Here is a 21,625-nt window from a genome sequence, read left to right as displayed (position 1 = left end):
TTTATTTTATGTAAGTAATTTCTTGATATGCATTTTCTAACTGATATCAATTAAAAAAGTAAATGTGTTCCGCTAAATGACCGATATCTTGTGAATATGGTGTCCCAAATACTCCAACAAATCTTAATTTTTCATTATTTTCTGGTTTTTGATCGTCTGGAATTGAATTAGTAGTTAAATCGAATGTATATTGCATATATGATGGAACAAATTTTTGAGAACCACCAGGTTGAGGATGATATTGACCATAAACTTCGTGGTTTAAAATATCAACACCTTTTCCATCTGAACCACCAAAAATAAATAAATCACCTTTTTGGTTAATAAACATTGCAAATAATTGAATTGGCGCAGAAGTGATTCTTTGAATAATATTTGTATCATTTTCACTTTGTTTTGGTAAATGAACTTGAACAAGATATTTTTTGTTATCTTTTGTTATTTCAGAATTTCATAGTCCTATTGCACTATTATCTACATCACCATTTTCAGCTCTAATTACTGGTGCAGGTCCAATTTCAAATCTTTGTTCTTTACCACTTGTAAATTGAGGAGATGTGGCTGAACCTAAAAAGTTTTTTCCACCACCGGTTATTGTTTGAGTTTGATAAACTTCTCATGTTTTAGCAGTATTTCTTGCAAATAAAACATTTTGATTTTTAATTTTTAGTCTATCTAAATCCAATTTTATGATTTTAGATACTAAAAAGTTGGTTTTTGCTGAGTTGATGTGAATTTTTACTTCAACATAATCTTGATCCGATGGATCTCTTTTAATAAAAGTAACATCACGAACTAAGTGATTTGAAATGTTGTATCAATCGGCATCATTTGTAAATTTTCATTTAGCAACATTAGGTAATAATAATTTAGGATCTGCACCTGTATTTGCTCCATAAGTTGGTGATACTTGATCGTCTTTATCTGCAAATGTAAAGCCTTCTTCTCATTTAGTAAGTTGATCTAGTTTTTCTCATTCAGGTGTTCCTTGTTGTGGAGCCGCTGCATTAAAGTTATATGATCAACCTCAATTTTCTAAATAATTATTATTGTTAAGACCTTTTCCAGATCTTCCTCCACCTTTACCTTTTAAATTTAAAATCGATCTTTTAGCATCAACTTCAAAATAAAAGCCATCTGTTCCTAGTTTTTGAATTGTACGAGTACCGCTATCAACAACACCATCACCGTTATAGTCGAATCCTCCATATCTTTCACCCATATCTTGTAATTTTCTTCTTGGATCATAAACTCTCATTGTTCATTCAAAGTCAAATCCTGTTGAAAGAATTCCGTTTACTGAATCAATTAAAAAGTCTTGAGCAATAGTTACAATTAATTTATTAGTATTAGTTGCTGCAACATTGGGATCTCCTTTAACTGTTACTACTGCAGTTTCAACACTGATTGTTCTATCTAAATCATTAAAGTATGTAAATTTATTAACAGCTAATTCATTATCATTTTTCATAAGTTTTTTAACATCACCTTTAATGTCAAAAAATACTTTTGTTTTTCCTTGTGCATCATCTCTTTCAGCACGACGATTAATATAAGTAAATGTTCCTTTATTATGATTTAATACTTCAAATTCTCAGTCATTAATTAAGTTAGTATTAACAATGTATTTTGGATCATTAAATGTTAATTCAACAGTTGATAGATAACTATCTTCTAATCCTTCAGGATTTGTTGTTGATAAAATTCTTACTGATTCAATTTCCGGTTGAGTTACTCTTGTTTCAAAATACTGCGAGTCGGGATTGGTATTAACTAAAATTGATGATACTGCATAATTAATTGCGCTTGAATCTGGTTCAGATACTAAATTTACTACTTGATATTTTTTAGCACTAGATACTTCAGGTTGATTTAAAGTAAATTCAACATATGCTTTATTTTGATTATCAAGCATAATAGTTGCTACTGTTGTTGAAATTTGCTCTTGTGCATTATTATTACCAACTTCTTTATATTTTAATTTTACTTGCTTATTTTGTAAATATTTATCAACATTATCAAAAGTTAATTTAATTTTAGCGGAAGTTGTAGTTGATTCTAATTGACTAATAGTATCAATAGTTGCACTATTTCCTAAAGTGGTAAATTGTTTTTTACTCTCAGCACTAGTTGTGAAATTTAATTCTTTATTATCAATTGTAATAGTATTAATACTATAAGTAGTTTCTTTATCTAAATTTAGGGCAACAAATGAAAATGAACGATTTCCTTCAACAATTGCATTATATGTTTCACTTGTTCCATTAATTGTAATATTAACATTTTTTGAAACACTTCTTTTTAAATCATTATCTTGTAATTGAACAGTAATTGTTGCAAATTGTTCACTAGTAGTAATTCTAATATCAGAAACAATAGAATATGAATGGAAAATTTTATGAACTGCTGGATCAATTGAAATAACTGATGCTTTAGCTGGAGCAGAAACATTGACATTGACTATTCTTTCAATAATATATGATTTTCCATCTTCAATGTTGCTACTTAAATCAAAAGTAGCAGATCCGCCAGTTACAGTTGCACTGCTTTTTAATTCTGCGCCAGTTGGTCTATTTTGATCATCTAATAAACGATAGTAAATTTCTAATTCGCGATTGTTCATATACACATCATCGCTAATAAATGATGCTGTAACTAAAACGGAATTATTAACTTGTGGCTTACTTGGTCCATTAACTACAAAAGTTAGACCATTAACATGTGAAGTTTCACCGATGGTTTTAAATTTATTTTCATCAGGTGTTACAGTCGCTTTTCATTCATATAATTTTGAATTAACATTTAAATTTAAAACTTTATATTCAATTTCTTTTTCTAAATTGTTTACAACAAATTCAATTGAATTATCAGCAACATTAAAATTGCCATCAGAAACAAATGTTAATAATGAATTAGCATCACTGATTTTTGAAATACTTACAATTGCATTTGAATTTGTTAAATTAGAAATATCTCCATTTAAAGTTACTTTTATTCGCATTGAAGTTTCACTAATATTAGTTGCCTGGATTCTATCAATTACTGCTCTTGTATTAAATGATTTTATAACACCGTTTTTATATAAAGCACTACTTGAACTTGAATCTGGAGTATTTCCGCTTCTTGATGAACCGCTAAAAGTGAAGTTAGTAATTTCATATAAACTTGCATCTTTTAAATTATTTATAGTAAATTCAATTTTTTTCGATTGAGGATTTACATATAAATTATTAAATGTTTGACTTTCATTAGAATTTGCTTTAGTGATTGTAACACTAGCACTACGATTAGTTCTTAAAATATTTTCATTAGCAGCCACTAGTGAAACAAGTACTTTATATGAACTTTTTGATTGTTCAATAAATTCAATATTAGAAACAGTAACTTTATTTCCTTTTGTATCAAATGCTTCAACTGTATTTACTCCACCATAATAAACTGGCGATCTAAATACAGCTTTGTCATCAATGAAGGTATTGTGAATTTCATATCTTGCTTGTTTTTGCAATTTAACTCTAAATTCCACACGATAAAGTGTTTCTATATTATTATCTAATTTTCTTACAGTAGTTGCATCAAAATTTTCATAAACATTAGAAATCAAGTTAAATAAAGCAATTTGAATTTTATTTTTATCCATTGCTGTTAAATCTTCTGTAGTACGATATGTTGCATAAATTAATGCATTAAAGCCGTCTTCATCCTCATCTTGATCACCACGACCAGGATCAACATAATAATCGATAACTGATGCTGGTGTAACAAAGAATTTTTGCTCAGCAGTTATTGAAGGATTTCAATTAATTGCTATATTTCCTTGCTGATCTGGTTTAGCCATTTCTACCGATTCAATTTGGTATTTAGATCCTAATATTAGTCCTTTGAAATTAGCATTTGTTTGGAAAACACCATTATTAAATGTACTTGTGTGTAATTGTTTATGAGTTGCATTTGAATCGTTGTTAATTGCATCTCCAGTTGCTGGATCAACTAATCCTTGAAGTTCAAATTGTACAGTTGAACCTCTAACGATAATATCAGTTGAATCTTTTAATGATACAACGATGCTTTGAGTATTGGCTGTATCATAATTTGACTCAATTCTTTTATATGTAAGTTTAAGAGCTTTATTATTCATAAACGAATCGACATTACTATCGAAAGTGAAAGTAACAAGCATTTTAGTTTTTGAATCATCTGCTCATTTATATGTCATTGAAGTAATGGTTGCTGATGATGGAACTGTTCTAAATGATTTATCACTTTCACTAATAGAACTAGCATAATCTAAAAAGGCAGCTGTTGGTCTTTCAATGGAAATTCCTAAAACAGAATATGGTACATCTTTTGCTAAATTAGTTAAATTAAAACTAACATTAAATGATGAGTCAATATTTAATTCACTTTCTTGTTGTAAAATCTCATTTGTTTCTGAATTTAAATAAGTAATAAATGCTTTTTTAGATTGTAATGTACTATCTTGACTATCTAAAGTAACTGTAGCAGTTAAAGAATTTTCAGTTTTATTAGAATAGCTAATTCCATTAATAATTGAAGCAGTTGAAAAAGTTGTTGGACTAATTGTAATATTTGTTCTAGTATCAACATTATCTTCAGATTTTACCTCGATACTATTAATTGTATATGTTTTACCATAAGTTAATTGCGAACCATTAGTAATAGTATCATTTGATAAAATAAATTGCGCCGCTCCTTGAGAATCGATTGTTACATCATTAGATACAAATTGCTTATTATCACCTGAAAAATTCATTTTAATGCGTTTATTTAATAAATATCAATCAACAATTGGATCAAATAATACTTCCACTACTACCCGATCTTTTGTAAAATCAATTACCCGAATTTCTTTTACAGTAGCACTTGAGGCGGTGGTTTTAAATAAACGTTGCTCTTCAGTTAATGTTGATGCAAGCGGAACATCAGCGCCACCCACTTCAACTCTTTCTAATACATAAGTGTTAAATTTATCAAATACTGGTGCTGATGAAATATTATTAAATGATGAACCATTAGCAATTCTTGCTGAATGAGTGAAAACAAACGATTTTCCTGTTTCTTTAGAAATAAAATATGATTTAATTTCTTGATTTTCTAACGATCTAGAATCATCATTTAAACTAACGGTGTAATTATAAAGAACTTGATCGCCTGTTTGTCCATAAATAATCGATTTTACAACCGGAGCTGTTGCAAACTTTTTATTAATTGTTTGAGGAATTTTAACATTTACATTATCAATGTTAATTGAATGAATTTCAAAACCGTCTCCTTCAGGTAAATTATCTAAATGGAAAATTGCCGAATTGCTTTCACTATCAATTACTTGAGCAACTTGAGTAGTAATTAGTTGATCAGGGGTTTTTAAATTTTTATAAGTAATTGTCGCACTTTTATTAGCTAAATATGAATCTTTAATTTTATTAAATCCAATTGCTAAATCTAAACTGGTTGTAGTTCTAGTTGTTGGCGAAACATCGATTAAAACAACTTCCGCTGTATTTGCAACGGTTGTAAAATTATTAACTTTTGATTCCTGATTGCCATCACCAAATGAATCGCTTAAATTAATGGTTTGATATTGACCACTATCATCTTGTACTTGCACTTCGTGGAGTACATATTTAGTAATTTTTTCAAGATTATCTAAATTAAAAGTAACACGATTATTATTTACAGTTGCACTAGCACTTTTTGTAGTTCCGTTAAATTCGGAAATAAATTTAATAATTGCATTTTTGTTTTCAAATGAATTGTTAGGATTTTGATTTTTAAATTCAACATTTACAGTAGCACTAGTTTCACCAATATCATTAATACTCATTTTATCAACAACAGCAAAAGTGTTGAAAGTTGTTTGATAATTTTCAATTGTTTGTACACCATCAATTGCTAAATTAGTAATATTAAAATTAGTTCCTTCTTCTAAATTATTTAAATTAAAATTAGCAACTAATGCTCCTTGATTTCTGGTGATTAACACAGTTTCAGTAGCGCTGACTGTTTGATTATTTTTTTGATACTGATAAGTAATTGTAGCATTTTTGTTTTCCAAATATCAATCTTGATCAGAGAAAACATAAGATAAATTAGCACTATTATTAGTTACATTTTCTATATATTTATTAGTAATTGCAACATTTGTTGCTGTAGTAGTAAATTCTTTAACTAACGATTCTAAAATAGCAACTGTTTCATAAACATCATTTGCTTTTTCAACTTTTATAGATATTAATTTATAAGTAGTTAATTTATCTAAATCACTTAACTGTAAACTTATAGAATTATTTTCAATTACTTTATTAGGTGTTAGTGTTTTAGAATTAATTTCGGTTGTTGCTTTAGTTTTATCATTAATTAAAGTAATTAAAAAGTGTTTATTATTATATTGATTTTGCACATCTCCAAAACCAATTTCCATTGTAGCACTAGTTTCACCGATATTTTTAAATTCAATTTTATTTACAAGCGGAGCTGTAAAAAAGTATTTTGAATCATTATTAATAGAACCTGCAAAATCTAAGGCAATATTTTGGTTTTGTTCATTTGTTGCACTAATATTAGTGATATTAAATTTACTTCCCGGTGGTAAATTATCTATTTTAAATCTTAAATTACTATTATGATCAACTGTTGCTTGTACTGTGTGAGTTTCAAGAGTATCGGCATTTTGATACTCTAAAGTCACAGTTTTGTTGTTCATAAATGAATCAACATATGGATCAAATGCCATTTCAAAAGCAACTGAATTTTTTGAATTGCTTATTTGGTTAAAGCCAATAATTGTTGCACTAGATGCTGCTGTTTTAAAGCTGTTATTATCTTCACTAAAATCATTTGCTCTTTTAATAAATTCATTATTTATTGATACTTTTTCAATTGTATAAATATTATCTTTTTCTAAATTTGCTAAATTAACAGTAAAAGTTTTATTATTTAATTGACTTGTAGTAACTGTTGTATTATAAACTTGACTAACGCCATTATTTGATAAATAATAAATTGCTACAGGCACATTAGCATTTGTATCTGTAAATAACTGATCATTTTTAGTAGTTAAATTAACTTGCACATCAGCTGAATTTTGCTTAATATTTTTAAAAGCAAAACTATTAATTACTGGTTTTGTAAAAAATGATAAATTATTTTTTATTTGATCGTTAAAAGTAAAATTATAATTTTCATTATTATTATCAAGCACTTCAATGTTTGTTATAGTATATGAAGATGCTTCATTTAAATCAGTTAAATTATAATTAATTTCACCAGTATCATCAATAGTAGTAGTAAATGATTTTACTACTGGATTAGGTTCTAAATTTTCTTGATAATAAACTTTTACTTGTTTATTTATTAAAATAATATCTGTTTTTAAATCGAAATTTAAATTAACATTAGCACTATTGTAACTAATATTATTAACTGTTGCATTTGCTACTTCAAAATTTTGTGCTAAGGTAGTAAATGTAGTGTCATTTCTTCCTAAAATATCTTTTTTATAGAAAGTGGAGATGTCAGGATATAGCTGAATATCAGTAATTTGATATTGTCCACCTTTTACTAAATTAGTTAAAGTAAATTCAACTTCATTATTTTCATTAATTGTAACCAGCTCTGTTGATGCAGGTGAAAGATTTAAATTTAAAGAATTATAAAAAATCTTAGCTTGTCTGTTTGTTCTAGAATTTTGATTATTTAAATTATCATAAATTAAACTATTAGTTAAATCTAAAAATTTCACTTTAACTTTAATGCTTGTTTCGCTTTTATCAGAATAACTAATTTGATCGATTTTTAAAAAAGTTGTAAATTGCTTATCTTCTTCACTGTTTGTTACAATTTGTAAATTAACATTAGCAAATTGCGAATCTAGATTTTGATTTTTATCTGCAAATTCTAAAGAAATTAATTGATATTTAGTTCCTGAATCTAATGGTTGAATTGATTGTTGTTCTTGATCTTCGTCCTGAGAATTTGGATCTTTAATTACAATATTATCTCCACCTAATTTAAAATTAACATAATTACTTTCGGCAGTGGCACTAACACTGTAAATTTCTTCTGAATTAGGAACGATTTTACGATATTTTAAAACTAATTTATGTCCATTAATAAAATCATTATCAGGATCATAAACAAAATTTGCTGTTGCTGAATTGTGATTTGCAACAATATGACCTTGTAAAAATAAATTAGCTTTAGAAATTGGTGTAGTAAATGATCTAGAACTTTCTTGACTAGTAAAATCATTAAATTCTAAAGTTTGTTCTTTTTCTAAATTATCTGCTTTTCAAATAGTTATTTTATTGATTAAATAATCTTTTCCTTGTAATAAACCTTTAACATCAAATGACGCTGTATAAATATTTGCATCATTATCTTTTTTAACTACTTTTGTTCTAGTAACAGCAACATTTGGCTTATTTGGATTATTAATTTCTAAAGAAATATAAGAATTTTCGATGTTATCCTTATTTTCTTGATTAATAATTTCAACTTTTACTTTTGCACTAATGCTATCAACATCTTTAATTTCTATTGAACTTACTGCAACTGGTGTATTTAATAATAATTGATCTTTATTAAGTTTTTCATTGAATTCTACTATTGCATCTTCAATTTCAAATCCAACAATTTCATAAATACTTCCTGATTTTAAATTAGTTAATTCAAAATCTGCAACACTATTTTTAATAAGTGATTCTTTTATTAAAATTTCGTCATTATCTTTTAGTTTATATTTTAGTATTACTTTTCTTTCTTTATTATTTAAAAGATCATCAATTATTTCACCATTTTTTTTACTAAAAATAATTGATGTATTAATTTTATTGCTTTGAGCAACATAATTAATGCTAGAAACAAAAATTGGTGTTTTAGGAGTTGCTAATTTTTCCTCTCCTGTAAATATATCTTTTGAAATTGATGAATCTCATGGAATAGTAACTGGACTGTCATTTACCACTCCATTATTTTCTGCTGAATTAATATAAGAAACAGTTTCAATTAAATAATTTCTTGATGGAAGTAAATTTTCAAGAACAAAAACTGACTCACCATTTTTAATTAGTGAGCGTTGACTTACTGTTTCTTGATTTTTCACTACATTACCATTACCATCATCAGTTAAATAATAGTATTTTATTTCTGCTTGTCTGTTTTCTAATGATTTAACATCATCAGCAAATTTTACTTTTACTTCTTTTTCTGAAGGACTTAAAGTTTTAAAGTCAAATGATAAAACATTTGCCTTTGTATGCATAATTTGTTTGTTTTCGTTTAAAATTTTGAATTTTTTAAATTCATCTTCCGAAACTACATCAACTTTATATTTTTGTCCTGCTTTTAATTTATTAACTAAATCAGATTCAAATTCTCATTTTCTTAATCCTGAAACATATTTGGCAAATCCAGTTTGCACAATTTTTTCATTTTCAGAATTTGGATTTTCTAAAATGTTAACTTTAATCTGTTTTTTTTCTAAATCAAATGATTGTTTATCACTGAATTCAAATGAAAAAGCCAAACTAGTATCAGTAGTTTTATCATTATTCTGGTTAATGTCTAAAATTTCATAATATTGAATGGTTTTTCAGTTTCGTAAAATAAACGGAATAATTGTAGCGGAACCGATTGCAGCTCCTGTTATCCCTAAAGTTATTATTGCGATTAATTTTCTTATTTTTTTGCTTTTCCTTTTTTGCATATTTATTCCTAATAAAATATTTTTGTTTTATAATTGTATCTATTTTTTAGTATAAAAAATGCCGAAAAAGCAAAAGATGCAAAACACCTTTTTTTTTTTTTTTTTAGCACTATTTGCTTTTTTGCTTTGAAAAAAATAAAAATATGATATATAAAAACTATTTTAATAATTGCCAAAATGCATTTATTAAAAATTTTTATTTTGTTTTATATTATATTGTCTATATGATATCAAATTAATTTTAAATTTATTTATTTTCCTTTAAAATAACTAATTTTCTTCATTCTAGTAATATATTATTTGTTTTTTGTAAATAATATTGATATTTTTTATCAGAATTTAAAATGTAATTAAATAAATAATCTAGAATGACTAAGTGTGAAATTTTTGATGAAAGAGGGACTAAATTTTCCAAATTAGAAATTTTTGAATAAATTATTTTAATATCAATTAAATTAGCAAAAATGTTTTCATAATTAGAAGTAATAACAATTGTTTTTGCACCTAATTCTTTAGCTTTATGAATGGCAAAATGAATTTCATTGTTATTAAAATTATTTGATAAACAAATTACTACATCATCTTTTTCAATTGTTCCTAAAAGTGGAAAAATTGAGTGAAAATCCATATCAAAAATTGAATGAATTGATATTTTTTTTAAATTTACAGCAAATTCAGACATTATTTTTGCACTAGTTCCTAAAGCAAAAAGAAAAACTTTATTTGCTTTTTTAATATATGATGTCGCTAATTTAATTTTAAAAATATTTTCTTTTGAAAGCGCTGAATTAACAGCATATTTTTGTGTTTCATAAATATTTAAAAAACCCTTTTCATTTTTTAGATGATCAATAGAATTTTCTAAAAATTCAATTTCTTTAATTCTTTTATTAATATAAATAGTTAATAATTTATATGAATTAAAGCCATATTTTTTTGCAAATCTTGAAATTGAAGCTTCAGAACAATAAATAATTTGTGACAATTCCTTTTGTGAAAAATCAAATTCTTTTTCATGAAAAAGATTTATAAAATCTAAAATTCTTTTTTCTACATTAGTTAATGAATTAATTCTCTTTAATATATTGTTATCCATAGCAAAATTATAAACAATTTGAAAATTAATTGAAAGAAAATGTCAAAATTATATTAAATATCTTTCAAAAATTGTAAAATATGATTGGATAATAATGGAGGTTTTATGAAATATTCTCAAAGTGTTTGTGCATTAAATTTATATTCATCGCTAAATATTATCGATGAATTAGTTGCAAGCGGAATGAAATTTATTCATATCGATTTTATGGATAGCTTCTATGTTGAAAATTTTGGATTTTCTTATGAAATGGCTGAATTTTTAATTAATAGATATCCTGAAATTAATTTTGATGCTCATTTAATGGTTAAAAAACCGCTTAGATTAATTGAAAAATTACAAAATATAGGTTTTAAAACAATTTTTTTACCAGCAAACGAAATTAATCAAAATGATTTTATAAATACATCTAAAAATTATCCAAATTTATCTTTTGGAATAATGCTTGAAGCTAAAAATAATCCACAAGATTATAAAAACTTAATAATAAATTCTAAAAAAATACTTTTAATGACTATTAATAAAATAGGCGGAACTGGAGTTCAATTAGATCAAAAATTATTTGAAAAAGTTAAAGAAATTAAAAATATTAATCAACATATAACAATTTATTCAGATGGTGGCTTAAGAGTTAATAATTCTGATTTATTTTACAACAATGAAATTGATATAGCAGTTGGCGGTTCGATTATATTTTCATTTGAAAATCCAAAATCTTTTTATAAATGATGGAAAGAAAAATATGATTCTTAAAATTGCAATAATTTCTCTTTCTTCGGTTTTGGGTTTGATTTTAGTTGGTGTTCTCATTTGAAGATTATATGACTTTTTATCAAAAAAAGACACACAAAAACAAAGTACTAAAGTCGGTTATATTAGCAAAAAAACTATTGAAAAGCTAAATTTTTTAAATTCATTGACTAATGAAAAAATTTTAATTAATATATTAGTTAAAAATAATTTTGCAAAGAAAAAATTTTCACTTTTTTCAGGTATTGCTATTAATCAAGAAAAGGTTTATGTACTTTCCGATATTATCAGTAGTAGTAAAGATAATCAATTACTTATTAATTCTAAAGGAGCTTTTTGAATTAATGAGAAAAAAAGGAAAAAAATTGATAATTGAGAAACCCAATGGCTAGAAGAGCAAAAAAGATGAATTGAAAAAAGATTTAATAAAAATTTTGAGATTTTTATTTTAGTGGATGAAAATATTAAAAAGGACAACATTAAAAATGAAAGCGAATTTAAAGCAGTTAATATTTATGAATTAAATGAAATTTTAAATTCCAAAAAAGAAAAGAATTTTGTGCCTGAAAAAGTAATTCAAATTTTTACAAAAAATAATGTTTTTAAAGAAAGAAAATAATGTTTGAAATAAAATTTAATTATTGAGGAATCGCTGCATTAGTTTTACTATTAATAATTCAATTATTTTTATATTTTATCATTAGAGAAAACATAAAAATAAAGTATTTAAAAGTAAATTTAAATTGCAAAATTAAACCACTATCTGTCGTTAGAAATACTTTAAAAAAGGAATTTAATAAAGATTTTTACCTTAATAGTAAAAAAAACTATTTTTCTAAAAATATAAATTTTAAAAAAGCAACTTTAATAATTGATACAAATTCAATTGACGATTCTATTTTTTCTACTGTTAACCTTTTATATTTAAATAAAACTATTAACAGTAAATTTATTAAAAAAGAAACACTAATATTTATTTGAAAAATTGTTTTTGTATCTTTAATAACTATAATCTTTTGTTTTATTACACTTAATTTATGAATTATTGCAATGGCAATAATCATCTTACTATTAATTGTTATTTTTATTGAATTTCTATTAACTTACAAAAGCGAAAAGCAAAACTATATTTTGCTAAAAAATTATTTTATTGAAAATTTTTATGATCAAAATTTAAAATTAATTTTAAAATATGCAAAATATAAAAGATTTTATTTGTTTGAAAAATATTTATTTTTTTATGTACAAATAATTAAAGATCTTGTTATTTTATTTAAAAATTGAGGTAATAATGAATAAAACAGAAAGTGAATTAAAAGAAATACTTAATTATAAATATAAATTTGAAATTGAGTATTTAAATAAACTAACTTATGAACAATTACAAGAATTATATGATCAAAAAGAAAAGGAAGAAATTGCACTTGCAAAAAATCCAAATAAATTTTGATACATTAAATCCTTGCCCGTTCCTAAAGAAGTAAAAACAAAAACTTCTTCTAAGGCAGGAATTTGAGTTTTTGTTGCCTTTTGTTTAGTTTTATTATCAGTTTTTATTATATTTATGGTCTTAGCTTTTTGGAATTAGAAAGGAAAAATGAAATTATTTGATGAAAATATGATGCAATGAGTTGAAAATCCAAAAGATTGAAAAGAAGTTGTTCATCAAGCTGTTCAATTACTAGTTGAAAATAATAAAGCAACTTGGGAATTAGAACAAAAAATTTATGAATCAACAGAATTATTTGGTGCTTATTATGTTTTAGAAAAGGGAATAGCATTGGTTCATGGTCCTGCAGGCGATCATTGTAAACAAGCTGCAACATCAACTTTAATATTAAATAAAGAAATTGAATTTAATAATCAAGAGGATAAAACAGCTAGAATTATCGTTACTTTATCAGCGCCCGATGCTAATACTCATTTATCTTTAATTCAGCAATTTGGACATTATTTTATGAATGATGAATTTAAACAAAAAGCATTAAAAGTTAAAAGTTTAGAAGAATTTTTAGCATTAATTAAAAATTATGAGGTTTAAATATGAATATTAAATGTGTATGTGGTTCAGGATTGGGTTCATCTTTATTATTAGAAATGAATGTTAAATCCGTTTTGGATAAATTGAAAATTCAATATGATTCTGTAGAGCACACAAATATTTCTTCATTTTCCAAAAATGGAGTTGATTACGTTGTAGTAGGTGCCGATGTTGCACCTGCACTGGATTTTCCTAAAGAAAGAATGATTGTATTATTAAACATCTTATCTAAAGATGAATTAGAAACAAAAATTAAAGAAATTATTAAAAAATAAAGGAGTTAAAATGGATTTTCTAAATTGAATGTTAGAATTTTTAAAATCATTTGTCGGAACTCCAGCCCTATTGGTTGGAATGTTCACAATGATTGGGGCATTAATTTTGAAAAAGAAATTTTCCCAAGTTATTATTAGTTCCTTTAAAGTAACAGTTGGATTTTTAATTATGGGCGCTGGTGCTGGTGCACTAGTAGGTTCATTAAATAAATTCCAACCATTATTTAAAGAAGCTTATAATTTGGATGGAATTATTCCAAATAATGATGGTTTTGCAGGAATGCTTGCATCAGGACTTCCAAGAATAGCAACATTAGGTTCATTAATTATGCTATTAGGAATGATCGCTAATTTAGTATTAGCTGCAACATCAAGATTTAAATATGTATATTTATCAGGTCATGTTCTTTATTATACATCTTTAATGCTTTCAGCAGTAATGTATGTAATGGGATTTAATTTTGAAAACAATATAGGCGATTTTGTTATGGCATTAATAGCAGGAGCAGGAATGCTATCGATTTATATGGTAATTTCTCCTGCGGTTCAACAAAGATATATGAAACAAATTATCGGTTCTGATGAAATTGCTTTAGGTCATACAGGAGGATTTGGATATGCACTTTCAGGATTAATTGGTGAAGGAATATCCAAAATTTCTAAAAAAAGAATTTTATCAACAGAAGAAATAAAATTCCCACAAGCTTTATACTTTTTCAGAAACACTCTTGTTTCTATTTCGATAACTGTATTTGTATTTTATTTATTTGCATTTTTACCTTCCGGTATTAAATATGAAATGGGTAAAATTGCTAAAGGAACAGAAGCTGCTATGATTCTTTCTGATGGAAACTGAATTATAACAATGATTGTTCAAGCATTTACATTTACCGCCGGAGTAGAAATAGTTTTATCAGGGGTTAGATTATTTGTTGGTGAACTAGTTCCGATGTTTAAAGGATTTAGTGATAAATTAATTAAAAACTCAAAAGTAGCAGTTGACTGTCCTGTGGTATTCCCTTATGCACCAAATGCAGTAGTAATTGGATTTATTTCTTCATTTGTGGCTGGAATAATTGGGATGTTTATTACTATTGGTTTAGGATATGGAAAATTAATTCCAGCAGTTATTTTACCTGGGTTAGTACCACACTTTTTCTTAGGAGCAACAGCTGGAGTATTTGGAAATGCCAAAGGTGGAATTTGAGGTGCAATAGTTGGACCATTTGTTGGTGGAATTATTATTACATTTGTGCCAGTATTTTTTGCTTTAGGTAAATGAACACCTGTTGAAGGAAGTCAATTGGCAATATTAGCACAAGAAAAAGGTCAAACATTAAATTTAAATTCCTTAAATTGAGGAGATACAGATTATTTCATTGGATTTATTCCAGGAATTATTGGATTAATTCCAAAGGCAGGAAAATATCTTGCACTTGCTTTAATTTTAGTTGCATATATTGGATTAATTATTGATGGAATTGTTGCAAATATTTTAAAGAAAAATAAAAAACTTAAAGCATAATGTCATTAAAAAAAGAAAATAAATTAAAATTAATATCAGCAATGCGTGGCATTGCTCTTGATTCCATCAACAAAGCTAAACAAGGGCACATCGGAATGGCATTAGGTGCTAGTGAAATTTTTTACTCTTTAATTTGTGAAAATTTAAAATTTACTGAAAAAGAGCCAAAATGAATTAATAGAGATCGCTTTGTTTTATCTGCAGGACATGGTTCGATGGGAATGTATGCTGCATACCATTTTATGAATTTACTTTCTGTAGAAGATATGAAAAATCACAAAGAATTTAATTCCAAAACTCCCTCGCATCCTGAAATTGATAAACTTAATTTAGTTGATGCATCTACTGGACCATTAGGGCAAGGAATAGCGATGGCGGTAGGAATGGCGATAAGTCAAAAATATTTAGCAAACAAATATAATAAAGACCGCTTGGAAATCATTGACCATAATGTTTTTGTACTCTGTGGCGATGGCGATTTACAAGAAGGTGTAGCACTAGAAGCAATTCAATTAGCTGGTACTCAAAGATTAGGCAAATTAATTATTATTCATGATTATAATAATATGCAAATCGATTCTAAAGCCGATGAAGTTAACAATCTAGATTTTGAAAAATATTTTAAAGCGCATAATTTTACAACTATTATTTTAAAATCCAATGATATTGACGAAATAAATAAAGCAATAAAACAAGCTAGATTAAGAACAAAACCAACTTATATTCAAATTCCTACAACAATCGCTTATAAAACAAAAATGCAAAATTCTTCCAAAGGACATAATGGAATATTAAATGAGCAAGATACAATTGAATATAAAAAATCTCTTAAATTAACCGATTTAAATCCGTTTGAATATTCAAAAGATTTTTATCAACTGGGTAAATATTGACTAAATAAAAAAGAAATATTTTTTTCACGTTGAAAATCAAAAATGGATAAATATCGTAAAGCATATCCTGAATTAGCAAACGAAATTGAGCAATTAAAAAACAAACAATATAATTTTGATTTTAGCAATTTTAAATTTAATCAAACAAATGTTGCAACAAGAAATTATATTGGCGAAATTATGAATTACATTGATAATAATTTTAAATTTGTAATGGGAGGATCTGCTGATCTTCGAGCGGCAACAAAAGTAGGATTTGATAAAGATTTTAAAAATATTAAATACGGAATTAGAGAATTTGCAATGAGTGCTATTAATAATGGAATCTATCTTGATAGCAACATTAAAACAATCGGTTCAACATTTTTAGTTTTTTCAGATTATGCAAAGGCAGCATTAAGATTGGGAGCATTAATGGAAATTCCATCAATTTCTATTTTTACTCACGATTCATATCAAGTTGGAGGAGACGGACCAACACATCAACCAATTGAACAATTGACATCATTGCGTTCCATTCCGAATTACTTAGTTTTAAGACCGGCTGACGAAAATGAAATGTTAAATGCATTTAAATATGCATTAAATTCTAAAACAACACCGGTAGCTATTATTGCTTGTCGTCAAGAACTAAAATCTTATAATTTACAAAAAACTGAATTTAAAGCTGCATATTTTATTAAAAATAGAGATAATTTCGATATTTCAATTTTAGCATCAGGATCTGAAGTGCAACTAGCAGAACAAGTTGCTAATGAGCTAGAAAAAGAAAACATTATTGCTAATGTGATATCGGTTCCAGCACTACAATTATTAGTAAATGATCAAAAATTAGTTTTAGATTTAAAATTAGATTTAAAACCAATGTTTGCCATTGAGGCATCAAACGATCATCTTTGATACAAATTATCTAAATATAATAAATTTGATGCATATTTAGCTAAAGATTTTGGGCATTCAGCTCCTGGACAGTTTGTATACGAGCACAACGGCTTTAATAAAAATAATTTAGTTAATTTAGTTAAAGAATTTTTAAAAAAATAATTTATATAAAAAAATGAATCTCTTATGGGATTCATTTTTTATAAAATTTAATAGTAAAAATAGTGAATTTTTAATTAAAATTAACATAAATTTATTTAAAATTTAACAAAATTAACCGACAAGAAAATGCTGGTCAATTTATTTTATTTTCTTATAAAAGAAGTATTTTATAAAAATCAATGTATTAATTTTAAATTACTTTTTATCTTTATATTTTTTAATATCATCTTCGTGGAAAGATTTTAACATTTTAATGTCTTCTTTCATTTCTTTGATATCCTGGCTGTGCTCTTGTAAAATTTTACTGTGTTGTGCTTGAACGGTTTTAATCTCCTTGATATCTTGGCTGTGCTCTTGCAAAATTCTACTATGCTCCGCTTGAACGGTTTTAATCTCCTTGATATCTTGGCTGTGCTCTTGCAAAATTCTACTATGCTCCGCTTGAACAATTTTGATTTCTTTAATATCCGCAGAATTTTCATTAGTTTGTTTTTGCACATCCAAAAGCACAATTTGCATATTAAGAACTAAATTATATAAAGATTTAAGTGTGATTTTTTTCTCACTAGTTTCCTGCATTTTCAATTTTTCTCCTTCCATTATAATTCTACACTTTTTTTCATCTTTAAAATCAATTTTACATTGATGTTTTTCATATTGTTTAATAATTTTAGTTGCTTCTTTTAATGAAACTAAAGTTTTATTATTATTCATACAAACCTCCACATATAATGTCAATTTTTTGCCACTTTTGTCAAAAAATGGAAAAATTTGGGAAAAACAGGAGATTTTTCCTAAAAAAATGACTATTATATGCTGAAAGTAAAAATTATTTTTGCATTAAAAATAATTTAAATTTATCTTAAAATTTAATAAAAATTGTAGAGGAAATTTAACATATACAATACTTTTTTCAATAATTTTTTAATATAAAAAGCATTTTGTATGTCCTATCCAATTAAAAAATATTAAAATTTTGAATTTTTTTCATCGATCATCTGTTTTTTATTAAATATTTAAAATATAAATTTATAATATTTTTGTAAATAAAAAACAAAAAGGAGAATTTAAAATGTTAAAAGATGTTACAAAAGCAACATTAGCTGATGAAATTAAAAAAGGGAAGGGTTTACAATTATTAAATTTCCACGCGACTTGATGTGGTGTATGTAAAATGCTTTCACCTGTATTAAAAGAAGTATCAGAAAAATTAAATTTAGATGTTTATAAAGTAGATGTCGATCATGATGAAGAATTCGCAAAAGAAATGGGCGTTAGTGGAACTCCAACTACATTCGTATATAAAGATGGAAAATTAGCAACAAAATTTGTTGGATATAGAGCATTAGAACAAATTAAAGAACTATTAGAAACATTACCTGAAGTTTCGGAAGGATCAAGTTGTTCTAAATCTGAATCTTCTTGTTCATCTAAACCTTCTTGTTCAAAAGAAGAAAAAGCATGTTCTAAAGCAGAATCAACATGCGCTTCAAAATCAAGTTGTTCAAAAGAAGAAAAAGTTTGTCCTAAAACAGGTTTAAGTTGTTCTAAATCAGAATCATCTTGTTCAAAAAATGAAAAAGTATGTTCAAAATCTGAATCAACATGCGCTTCAAAATCAAGTTGTTCAAAAGAAGAAAAAGTTTGTCCTAAAACAGGTTTAAGTTATTCTAAATCAGAATCATCTTGTTCATCTAAACCTTCTTGTTCAAAAGAAGAAAAAACATGTTCTAAATAAATTTTTAAATTAAAATCAGCACATAAATGCTGATTTTTTTATTTTTTTAAAACTTTAATTTACTTAATTTTGGTCAAATACCAATAGAAGCACATTTAAATCCTGTATGAATTAAAACTGTAGCGGAAGAAATTTGATCTTTTTCTATTTTTGCTTTATATTCGTTTAATGCTTTTTGAGCTTCATTAAACATTTCTAAATCACCAGCATATGAAAATTTAAATTCATAATTTTCTAAATAAGATAATCCGCCAATGAATTCAATTAATTTCTCAATAACTTTTTCGTATGATCCTTTTAATGTTCTTTTTAATCCTCCAAAACTTATTCCTTCTTGACTTACTTTTAATAATGGAATTAATTTAAAAGAATTTAAAAGAATTTTTTTCATTCCAGTTAATCTTCCTCCTCTTATTAAAGAAGTTAAATCTTTAACAATTAAATAATTCAAACTTTTTTCATTAACTTGTTTTACAAATTTTATAAGTTCATCAATAGTTTTACCTTCTGCAGCTTTTTTTACTAAAAATTTACTAATTTCTAAAGCTTGGTCGGCGAAAAAATGATTATCAACTAATTTAAATTTATCGCCATATTTTTTAGATTCAACCATTACTGTTTGAAAAGTTGAAGAAAGGGCGGAAGATGTTAATAAAACTATTACATTTTCGTACTCTTTTGACATTTGTTCTAAACGTTCTTCAATTGTTGCGAGAGATGGTAAAGAAGTTTTTGTTTCTTCACTAGTTTTAACCAATTCAGAAATTTCTTTATTCGACAATTCTGAGCCGTTGTCTATATAGTCTTTTCCGTCAATTGAAAATTGCAAAGGAATCATTTCAAAACCATTTGCTTTAATCTCTTTTTCGGAAATACCACCGAACGAATCTAATAAAATTCCTATTTTTTTCATAATGTTAAATTATATAACAAATGCATAATTTTTTTCTAAAAAAAAAAAAAAAAAGCAGTCAATCTGCTCTACTTTTTTATTGTTATTTAATAAGAAAATGATATTTACAGCCAATTTTTTCTAATACTTTTTGATCTTTTTTCATATCAGTTTCATAAATTAATGTTATATTGTTTGCTTTTGATATTTCATACAAAGATTCTAATGATAATAAAATTTTATCTTTATTTAGATTATCTGTAAGTTCTTTACTAATGATTAAAAAATTAGGTGTCATATTTCTTATTGCTGAAAATAAATTTTCGTTAATTGTTTTTAAAGAAAACCCTCAACGTTCTAATTTTCTTTCACTAGTTTCACTAATGCTTAAACATTCTTCAGTGAATTTTAAATAATCATTAGTCATAACAATTAAATTTGATAATTGAGTGTTTAATTTTTCAAAGTTTTTTAAAACAGATGAATCATCTAAAAATAAAAAATCTGTTTTTGTGCTATTTTCACTATATTGTCAAAATAATTTTTCAATTATTTTATTTTTCTCTTCACTAGTCAAATATAAAAATATTTGTTCATCAATATTAGCAGTAATAATTTGACCAATTTTCTGGTTATTTTTTTTAATTAATGAAAAAATATAAGGAACTTGCTCATTATTAATTAAGTTTCGATATTTATCTTTATTTGAATTATAAATTTCCAATTCATTGGCATAATCAACAAAAAAGGGAGTTGAAATATCGAAAACTGTTTTAGTTTGTTTTGATTTTCATAATGAAAAATTAATTATTTTATTAATTTTACTAATAAAATTTTTATCATTATCTTTTTCAGAAATGATTATCGCCTGTTCATTAAAAAAGAAGTTATTTTTAAATTTTTTAAATTTATTTAATAATCATTTTTTGTAAAAAATTAATGTTTTTTTATCTTTATTATTAAACACAAAAATTAACTTGTCTTTTTCATAATAAATTTCTTTAATTAATAGTAAAAGAGATAAATTTTGAGTAAATAAAATTTCCATTAATTTCCTTATTCCTTTTTCACTATTAAAATGTTCTTTGAGCGAAAATGCATAAAACATTAAAAAATTTTTAGTAACTTTCATATTTGACAAACTTTTAATTTTGATTTTATTTGCTAAATTATGAAAAACTTTAATATTGTTAGGAATATAATTATTTTTATAAATAACTAATGTTTTTTCTTCTTCGCCAGTAAAAATGAAATTGTATTTCTTTTCAACTGATTTTTGATTATGTTTTTCAATTATTGATATTTCAAGATTACTATGATCTCAATTTTTAAAATTATTAGATAATTTTTTACGATCTTTTTTAGAAATTATTTCTAAAAATTGATTTATTTGTATTCAGTTTCCTGAATAAATATTTGGTTTATTTTTAAAAATAATTAGGGCACTATCATAATATTTAGAATCCATCATTCTAATTCGATTTAACTCTTGATCATAAAGCATGGGAACAATAATTGAATTATTTTTTTTAAGTTTTTTGATAATAAATAAATAATAAATAAAACATAAAGTTGTTAGCAAAATGAATATCATAATTAAAATGGTTAGTAAAATTATTCCATCATTTTCTAGTTGCATTTTTC

14 protein-coding genes are annotated in these 21,625 nt (G+C 25.2%); 9 read left to right on the top strand and 5 right to left on the bottom strand.

The window, feature by feature from the left end:
• Position 1: 1 nt before the first annotated feature.
• Positions 2-9,727 (bottom strand): hypothetical protein, encoded by a 9,726-nt coding sequence (locus QEG99_RS01685; protein ID WP_280102280.1) that lies wholly within the window; start codon positions 9,725-9,727, stop codon positions 2-4.
• A gap of 247 nt (positions 9,728-9,974) precedes the next feature.
• Entirely contained in the window at positions 9,975-10,823 is an 849-nt protein-coding gene (locus tag QEG99_RS01680) for a MurR/RpiR family transcriptional regulator (protein ID WP_280102279.1), read from the bottom strand.
• A 105-nt stretch (positions 10,824-10,928) separates the two neighbouring features.
• Between QEG99_RS01680 and QEG99_RS01675 the strand changes: the two genes are divergently transcribed.
• Genes QEG99_RS01675 through QEG99_RS01640 form a run of 8 tightly spaced genes read left to right on the top strand, consistent with a single transcriptional unit; the run spans position 10,929 to position 17,351 of the window.
• Positions 10,929-11,576, top strand: coding sequence for a beta/alpha barrel domain-containing protein (locus QEG99_RS01675; RefSeq protein WP_280102278.1), 648 nt, complete (start codon positions 10,929-10,931; stop codon positions 11,574-11,576).
• Positions 11,566-12,192, top strand: a complete 627-nt coding sequence (locus QEG99_RS01670; RefSeq protein ID WP_280102277.1) for a hypothetical protein — start codon at positions 11,566-11,568, stop codon at positions 12,190-12,192. The genes QEG99_RS01675 and QEG99_RS01670 overlap by 11 nt, the downstream gene beginning before the upstream one ends.
• The gene (locus tag QEG99_RS01665; RefSeq protein WP_280102276.1) at positions 12,192-12,872 is read left to right on the top strand and encodes a hypothetical protein; all 681 of its coding nucleotides are present in this window, start codon (positions 12,192-12,194) and stop codon (positions 12,870-12,872) included. Before QEG99_RS01670 ends, QEG99_RS01665 begins: the two co-directional genes overlap by 1 nt.
• Positions 12,865-13,161 (top strand): hypothetical protein, encoded by a 297-nt coding sequence (locus tag QEG99_RS01660; RefSeq protein ID WP_280102275.1) that lies wholly within the window; start codon positions 12,865-12,867, stop codon positions 13,159-13,161. Before QEG99_RS01665 ends, QEG99_RS01660 begins: the two co-directional genes overlap by 8 nt.
• A gap of 9 nt (positions 13,162-13,170) precedes the next feature.
• Positions 13,171-13,614, top strand: coding sequence for a PTS sugar transporter subunit IIA (locus QEG99_RS01655; RefSeq protein WP_280102274.1), 444 nt, complete (start codon positions 13,171-13,173; stop codon positions 13,612-13,614).
• A gap of 2 nt (positions 13,615-13,616) precedes the next feature.
• Positions 13,617-13,889, top strand: coding sequence for a PTS sugar transporter subunit IIB (locus QEG99_RS01650; protein ID WP_280102273.1), 273 nt, complete (start codon positions 13,617-13,619; stop codon positions 13,887-13,889).
• 10 nt (positions 13,890-13,899) lie between these two features.
• Positions 13,900-15,414, top strand: coding sequence for a PTS sugar transporter subunit IIC (locus QEG99_RS01645; RefSeq protein ID WP_280102272.1), 1,515 nt, complete (start codon positions 13,900-13,902; stop codon positions 15,412-15,414).
• Complete coding sequence (locus QEG99_RS01640) at positions 15,414-17,351, top strand: transketolase (RefSeq protein WP_280102271.1); 1,938 nt, start codon at positions 15,414-15,416, stop codon at positions 17,349-17,351. The genes QEG99_RS01645 and QEG99_RS01640 overlap by 1 nt, the downstream gene beginning before the upstream one ends.
• A 195-nt stretch (positions 17,352-17,546) precedes the next feature.
• Here the strand turns inward: QEG99_RS01640 and QEG99_RS01635 are convergent, their stop codons facing one another.
• Entirely contained in the window at positions 17,547-18,065 is a 519-nt protein-coding gene (locus tag QEG99_RS01635; RefSeq protein WP_280102270.1) for a hypothetical protein, read from the bottom strand.
• A 358-nt stretch (positions 18,066-18,423) separates the two neighbouring features.
• Between QEG99_RS01635 and QEG99_RS01630 the strand changes: the two genes are divergently transcribed.
• On the top strand, positions 18,424-19,089 hold the full coding sequence (locus tag QEG99_RS01630; protein WP_280102269.1) for a thioredoxin family protein: 666 nt from the start codon (positions 18,424-18,426) through the stop codon (positions 19,087-19,089).
• Positions 19,090-19,135: 46 nt separating this feature from the next.
• Here QEG99_RS01630 and QEG99_RS01625 read toward each other — a convergent pair whose 3' ends face one another.
• Complete coding sequence (locus QEG99_RS01625; protein ID WP_280102268.1) at positions 19,136-20,002, bottom strand: DegV family protein; 867 nt, start codon at positions 20,000-20,002, stop codon at positions 19,136-19,138.
• An 82-nt stretch (positions 20,003-20,084) separates the two neighbouring features.
• On the bottom strand, positions 20,085-21,620 hold the full coding sequence (locus QEG99_RS01620; protein WP_280102267.1) for an MHO_4530 family protein: 1,536 nt from the start codon (positions 21,618-21,620) through the stop codon (positions 20,085-20,087).
• Positions 21,621-21,625 lie beyond the last annotated feature (5 nt).

Origin of the sequence: Mesomycoplasma lagogenitalium (genome assembly GCF_029854295.1) — a bacterium.
GTDB classification, from domain to species: Bacteria; Bacillota_I; Bacilli_A; order Mycoplasmatales; family Metamycoplasmataceae; genus Mesomycoplasma_A; species Mesomycoplasma_A lagogenitalium.
Note: the sequence above shows the minus strand (reverse complement) of the source record. Positions and strands in the feature narration are given on the sequence as shown.